Raw genomic sequence first — 13,909 nt, 5'->3', positions numbered from 1 at the left:
GGCGGGGTGTCGTGCGCGTGCCCGGCGGGTCCGGGCTGCGGGTCGGGGATCTCCCCGTGCCCGCCCCTTCCCGAAACCGGGGGCAGGCCCCCGGACCCCCGGACGGGCGCGGCCGGGGCCGACCGCTCCGCGAGCCCGGCGGCGACTCCGCCCCGTACCGCGGACTCGGCCCGAAGGAACGCGGGCACCGGCGTACCGGCTCCCGGGACCGCCCCAACGAGGGCGCTGCTGCGCGGGGCCCGCCCGGCCGCGGTGCCGCTCGGCGGGCTCCCCGCACCGCGGACGTCGCCTTCGAGGGCCTGCGCGGCCTGGGCGGCGCCGTCCGGGCTCCGGCCGGCCTGGAGGCCGGGTTCCGGGGTCCGCTCGGGCCCGGCCTCGCCCCCCGGGGCCGGCGCGGCGAGGGGGTCGCCCTCCAGCGCCGATCCGGCGAGTGCCGGGTCCTCCGGCGGAGCCGTCCGGACGTCGGGGGTCTCGGGCGGGGTCGCGGGGGGCGGGGTGGTCGGGGTCAGGGTCATCGGGGGGTCTCGGTTTCCGGGGTGAGGAGGTCCGCGATGTCCAGGACGTGGTAGCCGCGCATCGAGGGGAGGCAGCTTCCGCGGACCGGGCCGATCGCCGAGGACCAGGCGGCCGGGATGGCGGGGGCGCCGGACATCGCTCCGGCGAGGGCGCCCGCGACGGCCGCCGTGGTGTCCGCGTCGCGGCCCATGTTGACCGCCATGAGGACGGAGGAGGAGAAGTCGCCACCGCACGCGGCGAACGCGCCGAAGGCCAGGCCGACCGCCTCCGGGGCCAGGTCCGTCCAGGGGTAGCCGCCGATGACCACCGCCGAGCGGACCGCCCGCTCGCCGCGCGGGGCGGCCGTGACGGCCCGGCGCAGGGAGCGGGCCGTCCAGGAGTCCGACGGGATGACCGACAGGGCCGCCGAGATCACGGAGGCCGCGGAGCCGCCGGCCATCGCCGCCGCGACGCCCGCCGCGACGGCCTGGCCGCCGTAGATGCCCTCGCCGTCGTGGCTGACGCAGCCGTCGATGGCGACCAGGCGGGCGGCCTCGGCGGGCCGGCCCGCCGCGAAGACGCCGAAGGGGGCCGCCCGCATGGCCAGACCGTCCGACCAGGCGTGCCGGTGCTGGGCGGAGATGGGGGCCGCCAGGCCCCGGCGGAGGTTCTCCAGGGTGCCGCGTTCCGAGAAGCCCGCCCCGCGGAACGGACCCTCGTCCAGGTCCGCGATCCAGTGGTGCCAGGCCCGTTCCACGTGGGCGACGGTCAGCGCCGAACCGTGGCGGGCCAGCAGCAGGCCCGAGAAGATCGCGTACTCGGTGTCGTCCGTGCCCGCCGGATCGTCCGAGACGAAGCCCTCGATCCGGCCCCACTTCGCCCGGATCTCGGACGGCTTCATGTTCTCCGCGGGGGCGCCCAGCGCGTCACCCACCGCGAGTCCGAGAAGGGCGCCCCGGGCCCGTTCGAGGAGGACCTGCGGATTGCATGCAATCTGCTTCATCAGCTCCATGGCGCGCCTCTCCCACTTGGATGGGACTCATATTGAGCCCTTGGGGGATTTGTGCCATGGCATGAGGTTTGTCGCTCGTCGCGAAACACCCGCCGAGGGCCGCCGTCACCCGGTCGCCGATGCCCAAAACCCCAGGTAAGTACGGCCTTCCTTGCTGGCGGGCGGCAAAAATCGTGCGTAGTTTCGAGGTGTTCAGGGGGAGTGGGTGTCCGCGCGTCGTCCATGGCACAGCTCTGTGCGCCCACTCGTACAAAAGGGGAGACAGCCGACATGTCCATCATTGATATCGAAGCACCGCTGCACACCGCCCACCGCGACAACCACACCCACCGTGACGTCAACGGCGGATGGCTGCGCCCGGCGGTCTTCGGTGCGATGGACGGGCTCGTCTCCAACCTCGCGCTGATGACCGGCGTGGCCGGCGGCGCCGTCGCCCCGCACGTCGTCGTGGTCACCGGCCTGGCCGGCCTCGCCGCCGGCGCCTTCTCCATGGCGGCGGGGGAGTACACCTCGGTCGCCTCCCAGCGCGAGCTCGTCCTCGCCGAACTGGACATAGAGCGCCAGCAGTTGCGCAAGCACCCCATCGACGAGATGGAGGAGCTGGCCGAGCTCTACGTCTCGCGCGGCGTCGAGCCGGCGCTGGCCCGCGAGGTGGCCATGCAGCTGTCCCGCGACCCGGAGCAGGCGCTGGAGATCCACGCCCGCGAGGAGCTCGGGATCGACCCGGACGACCTGCCGTCGCCGATGGTCGCGGCCGTGTCCTCCTTCGGATCCTTCGCGCTCGGCGCGGTGATCCCGCTGCTGCCCTACCTGCTCGGTGCGACGGTCCTGTGGCCCGCGGTGCTGGCGGCGCTGGTGGGTCTGTTCGCCTGCGGCGCGGTGGTCTCCCGGGTCACGGCCCGGTCCTGGTGGTACAGCGGGCTGCGCCAGCTCGTCCTGGGTGGCGCGGCCGCGGGTGTGACGTACATCCTGGGAACCTGGATCGGCGGAGCCGTAGGCTGACCGTGCAGGGAGTGAGACACTATGCAGTACGCAACATAAGTAGTCAGTTACTCGGCGGTTTCGATCCCATGTCCGCCGGGCATCAGACCCTGGGCGCCGGGCAATGAGGCCCGCCCCGTGCCGGGACCTTCGTCCCGTGTCCCGATGGCAGGACACCTGCGAAAGTCCCCTCTTGTCTGCTCCGTGCAGTGTCCGCATGCTGGAATGACATATCCGCTTCTCGGGATTGTCGTCATCATGTAATCTGCACGAAATTTCGCAGAGGGCCAACGTCGTCCCTCGGCTATGCACATATGCCACGACGACGACGGGAGAGCCGATGCGTTCCGCATCCACGCACTCCGCGACCGGCCTCAGCAACACCGCCTGGTCGCCCATGGACGGTCGCCCCGCCCAGCAGGGCATGTACGACCCGCGCAACGAGCACGACGCCTGCGGCGTCGGCTTTGTGGCCAACCTCACCGGCGAGGCCAGCCACACGCTGGTCGAGCAGGCGCTGACCGTATTGCGGAACCTCGAGCACCGAGGCGCCACCGGATCCGAGCCCGACTCGGGCGACGGCGCCGGCATCCTCTCCCAGGTCCCGGACGCGTTCCTGCGCGAGGTGGCCGGTTTCGACCTTCCCGAGGCCGGCGCGTACGCCGTCGGCATCGCCTTCCTCCCCGCCGACGGCACCGCACAGGCCGTCGCCGTGGAGCAGATCGAGGCCATCGCCGCCGAGGAGAACCTCACGGTTCTCGGCTGGCGCGAGGTTCCGGTCACCCCCGACCTGCTCGGCAACGGCGCCCGCGCCACCATGCCGGCCTTCTCGCAGCTGTTCGTCAGCAACGGGACGAGCGGGATCGAGCTGGACCGCAAGGCCTTCGTGCTGCGCAAGCGCGCCGAGCGCGAGGCCGGGGTCTACTTCCCGTCGCTCTCCGCCCGCACGATCGTCTACAAGGGCATGCTGACCACCGGCCAGCTGGAGCCCTTCTTCCCGGACCTCTCCGACCGCCGCTTCGCCTCCGCGATCGCCCTGGTCCACTCCCGGTTCTCGACGAACACCTTCCCGTCGTGGCCGCTGGCCCACCCGTACCGCTTCGTCGCGCACAACGGCGAGATCAACACGGTCAAGGGCAACCGGAACTGGATGCGGGCCCGCGAGTCCCAGCTGGCCTCCGGCCTCTTCGGCGAGGGCGCCCTCGAGCGCATCTTCCCGATCTGCACCCCGGACGCCTCCGACTCTGCCTCCTTCGACGAGGTCCTGGAGCTGCTCCACCTCGGCGGCCGGTCGCTGCCGCACAGCGTGCTGATGATGATCCCGGAGGCGTGGGAGAACCACACCTCCATGTCGCCGGCCCGCCGCGCGTTCTACAAGTACCACTCCACGCAGATGGAGCCGTGGGACGGCCCCGCCTGCGTCACCTTCACCGACGGCACCCAGGTCGGCGCGGTCCTCGACCGCAACGGTCTGCGCCCCGGCCGCTACTGGGTCACCGACGACGACTTCGTCGTGCTCTCCTCCGAGGTCGGCGTCCTGGACATCGACCCGGCCAAGGTCGTCCGCAAGGGCCGCCTCCAGCCCGGCAAGATGTTCCTCGTCGACACCGCCCAGAAGCGGATCATCGAAGACGACGAGATCAAGGACGCGCTGGCCGCCGAGCACCCGTACGCCGAATGGCTGGAGACGGGCGAGATCGAGCTGACGGACCTGCCCGAGCGTGAGCACATCGTGCACACCCACGCCTCGGTCACCCGCCGCCAGCAGACCTTCGGCTACACCGAGGAAGAGCTCCGCATCATCCTCGCGCCGATGGCCCGTACCGCCGGCGAGCCCCTCGGCTCCATGGGTACGGACTCCCCGATCGCGGCCCTGTCCGAGCGCCCCCGGCTGCTCTTCGACTACTTCACCCAGCTCTTCGCGCAGGTCACCAACCCGCCGCTGGACGCCATCCGCGAGGAGCTCGTCACCTCGCTGCTGTCCTCGCTCGGCCCGCAGGGCAACCTGCTGGAGCCGACCGCCGCGTCCTGCCGCAGCGTCACCCTGCCCTTCCCGGTGATCGACAACGACGAGCTGGCCAAGCTCATCCACGTCAACGCCGACGGCGACATGCCGGGCATGAAGGCCGCCACCCTCTCGGGCCTGTACCGGGTCTCGGGCGGCGGCGACGCCCTGGCCGCACGCCTTGAGGAGATCCGCGGCGAGGTCGACGCGGCCATCGAGAACGGCGCGCACCTGATCGTCCTCTCGGACCGTCACTCCGACGCCGAGCACGCGCCGATCCCCTCGCTGCTGCTCACCTCCGCCGTGCACCACCACCTCATCGCGACCAAGCAGCGCACCCAGGTGGGTCTGCTGATCGAGGCCGGCGACGTCCGCGAGGTCCACCACGTCGCGCTGCTCATCGGCTACGGCGCCGCCGCGGTCAACCCGTACCTCGCCATGGAGTCCGTCGAGGACCTCCTGCGCGCCGGTACCTTCCTGTCCGGCCTGGAGCCGGAGCAGGCCATCAAGAACCTGATCTACGCGCTCGGCAAGGGCGTCCTGAAGGTCATGTCCAAGATGGGCATCTCCACTGTCGCCTCCTACCGCGGCGCGCAGGTCTTCGAGGCCGTCGGCCTGAACGAGGAGTTCGTCGCCGCGTACTTCGCGGGTACCGCCACCAAGATCGGCGGCGCCGGTCTGGACGTCATCGCCAAGGAGGTGGCCGCGCGCCACGCCAAGGCGTACCCGGCCTCCGGCATCGCCGCCACGCACCGCGCGCTGGAGATCGGCGGCGAGTACCAGTGGCGCCGCGAGGGCGAGCCGCACCTGTTCGACCCGGACACGGTCTTCCGGCTGCAGCACGCCACGCGCAACCGCCGGTACGACATCTTCAAGCAGTACACGGACCGGGTGAACGAGCAGTCCGAGCGCCTGATGACGCTCCGCGGGCTCTTCGGGTTCAAGGCCGACGAGACGGGGGCCCGTCCGCCGATCTCCATCGACGAGGTCGAGTCGGTCGCCGACATCGTCAAGCGCTTCTCCACCGGCGCCATGTCGTACGGCTCCATCTCCAAGGAGGCGCACGAGACCCTCGCCATCGCCATGAACCAGCTGGGCGCCAAGTCCAACACCGGTGAGGGCGGCGAGGACCCGGACCGCCTGTACGACCCGGCGCGCCGCTCCTCCATCAAGCAGGTCGCCTCCGGCCGCTTCGGTGTCACGAGCGAGTACCTGGTCAACGCGGACGACATCCAGATCAAGATGGCGCAGGGCGCCAAGCCCGGCGAGGGCGGCCAGCTGCCCGGCCACAAGGTCTACCCGTGGGTCGCCAAGACCCGGCACTCCACCCCCGGCGTCGGCCTGATCTCCCCGCCGCCGCACCACGACATCTACTCCATCGAGGACCTGGCTCAGCTGATCCACGACCTCAAGAACGCCAACCCGGTCGCCCGCATCCACGTGAAGCTGGTCTCCGAGGTCGGCGTGGGTACGGTCGCGGCCGGTGTCTCCAAGGCCCACGCGGACGTCGTCCTCATCTCCGGCCACGACGGCGGTACGGGCGCGTCTCCTCTGACGTCCCTGAAGCACGCGGGCGGTCCCTGGGAGCTCGGCCTCGCCGAGACCCAGCAGACCCTGCTGCTCAACGGGCTGCGCGACCGCATCGTGGTCCAGACGGACGGCCAGCTCAAGACCGGCCGCGACGTCGTCATCGCCGCGCTGCTCGGCGCCGAGGAGTTCGGTTTCGCGACCGCGCCGCTCGTCGTCTCCGGCTGCGTCATGATGCGCGTCTGCCACCTGGACACCTGCCCGGTCGGCATCGCCACGCAGAACCCGGTCCTGCGCGACCGGTTCTCCGGCAAGCCCGAGTTCGTCGTCAACTTCTTCGAGTTCATCGCGGAGGAGGTGCGCGAGCTCCTCGCCGAGCTGGGCTTCCGCACCATCGAGGAGGCCGTCGGCCACGCCGAGCTCCTCGACACCAGCAAGGCCGTCACGCACTGGAAGGCGCAGGGTCTCGACCTGGAGCCGCTCTTCTACGTGCCGGAGCTGCCCGAGGGCGCGGTCCGCCACGCCCTGATCGAGCAGGACCACGGTCTGGAGAAGGCGCTCGACAACGAGCTCATCCGCCTCGCCGCGGACGCGCTCAACGCCGACTCGGCCGAGACCGCGCAGCCGGTCCGCGCCCAGGTCGCGATCCGCAACATCAACCGCACGGTCGGCACCATGCTCGGCCACGAGGTCACGAAGAAGTTCGGCGGTGCGGGCCTGCCCGACAACACCATCGACCTGACCTTCACCGGCTCCGCCGGCCAGTCCTTCGGCGCCTTCCTGCCGAAGGGTGTGACCCTGCGCCTGGAGGGCGACGCCAACGACTACGTCGGCAAGGGCCTCTCCGGCGGCCGCGTCGTGGTCCGCCCGGACCGCGGCGCCGACCACCTGGCCGAGTACTCGACCATCGCGGGCAACACGATCGGCTACGGCGCCACCGGCGGCGAGCTGTTCCTGCGCGGCCGCACCGGCGAGCGCTTCTGCGTCCGCAACTCCGGCGCCCTGGTCGTCTCGGAAGGCGTGGGCGACCACGGCTGCGAGTACATGACCGGCGGCACCGCGGTCGTCCTCGGCGAGACGGGCCGCAACTTCGCGGCGGGCATGTCGGGCGGCGTCGCGTACGTCATCGACCTGGACCCGGCCAACGTCAACGTCGGCAACACGGGGGCGCTCGAAGCCCTCTCCGACACCGACTCCCAGTGGCTGCACGATGTGGTGCGCCGCCACGAGGAGGAGACCGGCTCGACCGTGGCCGCGAAGCTCCTGGCTGACTGGACCGCCTCGGCGGCCCGCTTCAGCAAGATCATCCCGACCACGTACAAGGCAGTGCTCGCCGCCAAGGACGCCGCTGAGCTCGCCGGACTCTCCGAGTCCGAGACCACGGAGAAGATGATGGAGGCGGCGACCCATGGCTGACCCGAAGGGCTTCCTCACCACCCCGCGCGAGACCGCCTGCACCCGTCCTGTGGCCGAGCGCCTCAAGGACTGGAACGAGGTCTACGTTCCGGGCTCGCTGCTGCCGATCATCAGCAAGCAGGCCGGCCGCTGCATGGACTGCGGCATCCCGTTCTGCCACAACGGCTGCCCGCTCGGGAACCTGATCCCCGAGTGGAACGACTTCGCGTACCGCGAGGACTGGACCGCGGCTTCGGAGCGTCTGCACGCGACGAACAACTTCCCGGAGTTCACGGGCCGTCTGTGCCCCGCTCCGTGCGAGTCCGCCTGTGTGCTCGGCATAAACCAGCCGGCCGTCACCATCAAGAACGTCGAAGTCTCGATCATCGACAAGGCGTGGGACAACGGCGACGTCACCCCGCAGGCGCCCGAGCGCCTGTCGGGCAAGACCGCCGCGGTCATCGGCTCCGGCCCGGCGGGTCTCGCCGCGGCCCAGCAGCTGACCCGGGCCGGCCACACCGTGGTGGTGTACGAGCGCGCCGACCGCATCGGCGGGCTGCTGCGCTACGGCATCCCCGAGTTCAAGATGGAGAAGGTGCACATCAACCGCCGCATCGAGCAGATGCGCGCGGAGGGCACCAAGTTCCGTACCGGTGTCGAGGTCGGCCGCGACATCACCGCCACCGACCTGCGCAAGCGGTTCGACGCGGTGGTCATCGCGGCGGGCGCGACCGTCTCCCGCGACCTGCCGGTCCCGGGGCGCGAGCTGAACGGCATCCACTTCGCGATGGAGTACCTCCCCCTCGCGAACAAGGTCCAGGAGGGCGACTTCATGGCGCCCCCCATCACGGCCGAGGGCAAGCACGTGGTCGTCATCGGCGGCGGCGACACCGGCGCGGACTGCGTCGGCACCGCCCACCGCCAGGGCGCGGCCTCGGTCACGCAGCTGGAGATCATGCCGCGTCCCTCCGAGGACCGGCCGGCCGGCCAGCCCTGGCCGACCTTCCCCATGCTGTACAAGGTCACCTCTGCTCACGAGGAGGGCGGCGAGCGGATCTACTCCGTCTCCACCACCCACTTCGAGGGCGACGAGGACGGCAACGTCCAGGCCCTCCACCTGGTCGAGGTCGCCTTCGAGGACGGCAAGCTCGTCCAGAAGCCCGGCACCGAGCGCGTCCTCCCCGCGCAGCTGGTCACCCTGGCGATGGGCTTCACCGGCACCGACCAGGAGAACGGCCTCACGGCGCAGTTCGGCCTGGCGATGGACGCCCGCGGCAACATCGAGCGCGACGCCTCCTACGCGACCAACGTCGACGGCGTCTTCGTCGCCGGCGACGCCGGCCGCGGCCAGTCGCTGATCGTCTGGGCCATCGCGGAAGGCCGCTCGGCCGCCCGCGGCGTGGACCGCTTCCTGACCGGCACCAGCGCCCTCCCGTACCCGGTCAAGCCGACGGACCGCTCGATCACCGTCTGACTCTGGACGCCGTGCTCGCACCGCTCGGCCGCAGGCGGCCTCCCGGGCTTCGCCCGGCTGCGCCGGCCTCCGGCCGTCGGTGCGACGGCTGAGCTCTCTGCGGTAACCCCCGGCCCCGGCCGGGACCCCTCATACGGTCCGTACAACGAAGTACGGCACTCCGACACGACGCCCGCCACGACTCCTTCTGGACGCCGTGCTCGCACCGCTCGGCCGCAGGCGGCCTCCCGGGCTTCGCCCGGCTGCGCCGGCCTCCGGCCGTCGGGTGGTCGCTGAGGCCCCGCAGTACCCCCGGCCCGCCGGGACCCCTCATACGGTCCGTACAACGAAGTACGGCACTCGACACAGCGCCCGCCACGTCCCCGACCAGGGGTGGCGGGCGTTGTGGCGTTCCGGGGCGGGTGTGCCGAGCTGCGGGGTGGGTGGGGGCGGGTTATCAAGGGGGGAAGGCGAGCCCGGGTGGTGTGGGGGTCGTCGCCGTCCTTGGTTGAGGAGTGCGCTCGTGGAGTTCGAGGTCAATGGCGTCCCGTGCGCGGTGGACGTGGACGGTGATCCGGCCGCCGTCGAGGTGGTGCGGGAGGGGCTGGGGCTGACCGGGACCAAGCTGGTCTGCTCCGGCGGGGTGTGCGGGGCGTGCACGATCCAGGTCGACGGGGAGCCGCGGGTGGCGTGTCTGACGCCGGCGGCCCGGCTGGCCGGGCGGCGGGTGACGACGGTGGAGGGGCTGGCCGGTCACCCGGTCGGGCGTGCCTTCGCCGGTGAGGACGCCCTCCAGTGCGGCTACTGCACCCCCGGGTTCGTGGTCGAGGCGGCCGCGTTCTTCGAGCGGTGGCGGGCCGCGCACGGACGGAGCAGGCCGGGGCGGGAGGAGGTCGCGGAGGCGCTGGCCGGGCATCTGTGCCGGTGCGGCGCCTATGAGGGCATCTACAGTGCCGTGGCCGCCGCGTGCGCGGGCGCGTACGAGGGCGAGGCGTCGGCGCCGCCGCGCGCCGAGGCTCCCCAGAAGGTCGACGGGTCGGCCCGGTACACCACCGATCACCGGCCCGAGGGGCTGCTGGAGGGGGTGATCATCCGGTCGCCGCACGCGCACGCGTACGTACGGTCCCTGGAGGCCGGGGACCTCCCGGTGGTGCCGCTGCTGCCGCCCGACGGGGTGGTGCGGTACGTCGGGCAGCCCGTGGCGGCCGTCGCCGCGGGGGACCGGGACGCCGCCCGGGCGGCCGCCTCCCGGGTCAAGGTGGAGTACGAGGTGCTGCCCGCCGCCCTCGACGTGCGCCGGGCGCGGGCCGGTGAGGGGCCGCTGGTCTACGAGGACAAGGCGGCGCGGAAGCTGGCGCCCGGCTCCGGGGAGGCTCCGCAGCTGACGCCCGCCCGCTGGCGCGGCAACCGGCGCGGTCCCTCCGCCATGAGCAAGCGACCCGCCACGGCCGTGCGCCGGATCGTCCAGGCGCGGGAGAACAGCCCCGAGCGGGTGGTCGAGGGGCTGTTCACCACCGCCGCGCAGACGCACACCCCGCTCGAACCCCATGCCTGCCTGGCCCGGTGGGACGAAGGCACCCTGCACCTGGAGGTGTCCACGCAGTCGGTGCGGCAGGTGGCCGTGCTCGCCGCCGAGCGGTTCGGCGTGCCCCTCGAACGGGTGGTGGCCCGGGCCGTCCACGTCGGCGGCGGCTTCGGCTGCAAGATGGGGCTGACCTCCGACGTGGTCGCCGCGGTGGAGCTGGCCCGGATGCACGGCGCCCCCGTACGGGTGGTGCTGGACCGCGACGAGGAACTCACCGACGGCGGGTACCGGCCCGGCACCCGGATCCGGCTGGCCATGGCAGCGGACGCGGACGGCGGGCTGAGCGCGCTGGCCATGGACGTGGACACCGACGGCGGGGTCTCGGTGGGCGGCACCGTCGCCGCGCTGGCCCGGTTCATGTACGGCAAGGCCCCGCGCCGGCTACGGGACTTCGACACCGTCACCCACCGGCCGCCGGGCGCCCCCTTCCGGGGCCCGGGCGGACCCACGATGTGCTGGGCCCTGGAACAGGGCGTCGACGAGATGGCCCGCCGGCTGGGAGAGGACCCGATCGCGCTGCGGCGCCGCTGGGACGGCAACCCGAAGCGGCACGCCCTGTACGACCTGGCCGCCGCCCTCCCGGCCTGGTCGGGCACCCGCGGCGGCACCGGGCGGTTCCGCCGGGGCGTCGGCGTGGCCGCGGCCAACTGGCTGTACTTCCTCGACCCCGTCACCGAGGTCGAGCTCACCGTCGAGGACGGGACCGTCATCGCCCGCTGCGCCGTGCAGGACATGGGCACCGGCTCGCGCACCGTCCTGCGCCGGGCCGTCGCCGAAGGGCTCGGCCTGCCGGAGGAGAGGGTGCGCGCCGAGGTCGGGCACAGCGACACCGTGCACGGGCCCACCTCCGGCGGCAGCCGCACCACGCCCTCGATCGTGCCCGCGGCCCTGGACGCCGCCGAACGGCTGCGCGAGGCCCTCGGCGGCGGTGACGGCGACGTCTCCTCCCGGCTGGGCCTCGCCCACGGCGTACGGGTCACCGGCCGGCGCCCCCGCGACCGCCGGGGCTTCGTGACCCCCCTCAACCTGACCATGGGCGGCATCGCGATCGGCCGCGGCTTCACCGGATCGGTGCAGGTCGCCGAGGTGGAGGTGGACACCCGGCTCGGCCGGATCCGCCCGCTGCGCGTGTGGAGCGGCATCGCCGCGGGCCGCATCCACGAGGAACGGCTCGCCCGCAGCCAGTGCGAGGGGGCCGTGGTCCAGGGCGTCGGGTACGCCCTGTTCGAGGAGCGGCGCACGGACCCGGCCACGGGACGGGTGCTGACCGACAACCTGGAGGACTACCGCATCCCCGGCATCGGCGACACCCCCGAGATCACCGTCCACTTCCACCAGGAGGGCTTCGACCACGTCCCCGGCGGCGGAGTCGGCCTCGGGGAGATCTCCACCCTGCCCACCGCGGCAGCCCTGGCCAACGCGGTCCACGACGCGACCGGCTGGCGCCCGTACGACATGCCCATCCGACCCGACCGGCTCCTGGAAGGACTGGGTACTTGAGCACCGAGCCCACCCTCACCGACCTCTCGGCCGCCGTCCTGGCGCGCGGCGGGGAGCTGCGCGCCGGCGGTACCGACACCACCGCCCGGTACCGCGCGGGCATCGCCCCCGGCCCGTTCACCGACCTCGACGGCGCGGGCAGCCTGCGCGGCTGCACGCCGCTGCCCGGCGGGGGCCTGCGGATCGGCGCCCTGACCACGCTCGCCACGCTGGCCGCCGATCCGCGGGTGCGCTCCGGCTGGCCCGCCCTGGCGGTGTCGGCCGGGACCGCGGCGACCCCGCAGATCCGGGCCGCGGGCACCCTGGGCGGGAACCTGCTCCAGCGCAACCGCTGCTGGTACTACCGCAATCCGCACTTCAGCTGCCTCCAGAAGGGCGGCTCCGGCTGCCCCGCGCGCGAGGGCGACCACCACTTCGGCGTGGTCAGCGGCGACGGCCCGTGCGTGGCCCCGCACCCGTCGACCCTCGCGATGGCCCTGCTCACTTACGACGCCGGGGTCGAGATCCACGGTGAAGCACCGCGCACGGTCGCCGAGTTGTACGGGGACGGCGACCGGCTCCACCGGGCCGACCACCTGCTGGCCCCGGACCGCGTGCTCACCGCGGTGCTGCTCCCGCCGCCCCTGCCGGGCGAGCGCGCCGCCTGCCACCGGGCCACCAGCCGGGCCCACGGCGAATGGCCCCTGGTCGAGGCCACCGCCCGGCTCGCGCTGGACGGCGCCACCGTCACGCACGCCGCGGTCGCGGCGGGCGGCGTGGCGCGGGTTCCGCTGCGGCTGCCGGAGGTGGAGACCGTCCTGATCGGCCGGGAGGCCACCCCCGAGCTGCTCGCGGCGGCGGCCGCGACGGTGCTGGCCCGCTGCAGCCCGCTGCCGCAGACCGGCTACAAGACCACGCTGTTCCGCGACACCGTGCTGGAGGTACTGGAGCGGGCCGCCGCCACCCCCGCCGGATAGCCCCCGGCCCTACGGCCGCCGCAGCCGTGCCGTGGCCCGGTACGCGCTGGGGGTGAGGCCCGTGGAGCGGACCAGGTGCGTGCGCAGGGAGTCGGCGGTGCCGAGCCCGCTGCGTGCGGCCACCTGGTCCATGGGAAGGGCGGTCGTCTCCAGGATCGCGCGGGCACGGTGGAGGCGCTGGTGCAGGAGCCACTGGAGGGGGCTGGCACCGGTTTCGGAGCGGAAACGCCGGGTCAGGGTGCGCACGCTCAGCCCCGCGTGCCGGGCCAGTTCGGCCAGGGTCGTCGGTTCGTGCAGCCGGGCCAGGGCCCAGGCGCGGGTCGCGGCCAGGGAGCCGCCGCGGTCGGCCGGGAGCGGTGTCTCGATGTACTGGGCCTGGCCGCCCGGCCGGGAGGGCGCCGCCACCATCAGGCGGGCCGTGGCGTTCGCGACGGCGGCTCCGTGATCGCCGCGCACCATGTGCAGGCACAGGTCGATCCCCGCGGAGAGCCCCGCCGAGGTCAGCACCCCGTCGTCCTCGACGAACAGCACGCCCGGGACCAGGTCCACCGCGGGGAAGCGCTCCCTGAACTCCTCCGACATGCTCCAGAAGGTCGTGGCGCGCCGGGAGTCGAGGAGGCCGGCCTGCGCGAGGACGAACGCACCCGTGCAGATGGACGCGATGCGCCGGCCCCGCGCGGCGGCATCCCGCAGGGCGTCCAGCACCCGCGGGTCGGCGCCGACCCGGGCGCCCGTCCCCGTCACCATCACCGTGTCGGCCCCCTCGACCGCCTCCAGACCGTGGCGCACGAAGACGTCGGTGCCGATCGCCGCCTTGACCACGCCGGGGGCGGGCGTGCAGACCGTCACCTCGTAGGCCGGGTCCTCCCCGAGCCGGGTCGCACCGAAGACCACCTCCGGGATCGACAGGTCGAAGGTGGTCACCGGGGGGACCGCGATGACCACCACCCGGTGCGGACGCCGGGTGGGGGAAGGTGGCGCGGGCGGGGTCGTCATGGCT

7 protein-coding genes are annotated in these 13,909 nt (G+C 73.1%); 5 read left to right on the top strand and 2 right to left on the bottom strand.

Going from position 1 to position 13,909, the window contains the following annotated elements; translation table 11 throughout:
- Positions 1-511 precede the first annotated feature (511 nt).
- Positions 512-1,498: an ADP-ribosylglycohydrolase family protein gene (locus tag ACWCP2_RS30330; RefSeq protein WP_450911751.1), complete on the bottom strand. Its 987-nt coding sequence runs from the start codon at positions 1,496-1,498 to the stop codon at positions 512-514.
- 279 nt (positions 1,499-1,777) lie between these two features.
- On the opposite strand from ACWCP2_RS30330, the gene ACWCP2_RS30325 reads away from it, so the two are divergent.
- From ACWCP2_RS30325 to ACWCP2_RS30305, 5 genes are all read left to right on the top strand, one after another.
- A complete protein-coding gene (locus ACWCP2_RS30325; RefSeq protein ID WP_450911750.1) occupies positions 1,778-2,509 on the top strand; it encodes a VIT1/CCC1 transporter family protein in 732 nt (243 codons plus the stop codon).
- Positions 2,510-2,885: 376 nt separating this feature from the next.
- On the top strand, positions 2,886-7,436 hold the full coding sequence (gene gltB, locus ACWCP2_RS30320; protein ID WP_450911768.1) for a glutamate synthase large subunit: 4,551 nt from the start codon (positions 2,886-2,888) through the stop codon (positions 7,434-7,436).
- A complete protein-coding gene (locus tag ACWCP2_RS30315; protein WP_450911749.1) occupies positions 7,429-8,889 on the top strand; it encodes a glutamate synthase subunit beta in 1,461 nt (486 codons plus the stop codon). Before gltB ends, ACWCP2_RS30315 begins: the two co-directional genes overlap by 8 nt.
- 502 nt (positions 8,890-9,391) lie before the next feature.
- Complete coding sequence (locus tag ACWCP2_RS30310) at positions 9,392-11,953, top strand: molybdopterin-dependent oxidoreductase (protein ID WP_450911748.1); 2,562 nt, start codon at positions 9,392-9,394, stop codon at positions 11,951-11,953.
- Positions 11,950-12,909, top strand: coding sequence for an FAD binding domain-containing protein (locus ACWCP2_RS30305; RefSeq protein WP_450911747.1), 960 nt, complete (start codon positions 11,950-11,952; stop codon positions 12,907-12,909). Before ACWCP2_RS30310 ends, ACWCP2_RS30305 begins: the two co-directional genes overlap by 4 nt.
- Before the next feature lie 9 nt (positions 12,910-12,918).
- Here ACWCP2_RS30305 and ACWCP2_RS30300 read toward each other — a convergent pair whose 3' ends face one another.
- Entirely contained in the window at positions 12,919-13,905 is a 987-nt protein-coding gene (locus ACWCP2_RS30300; RefSeq protein WP_450911746.1) for a GlxA family transcriptional regulator, read from the bottom strand.
- Between the last annotated feature and the right edge of the window lie 4 nt (positions 13,906-13,909).

The organism is Streptomyces sp. NPDC002104 (assembly GCF_053593795.1).
The sequence above is the reverse complement of the archived record's forward strand: the minus strand, read 5'-3'. Positions and strand labels throughout refer to the sequence as shown.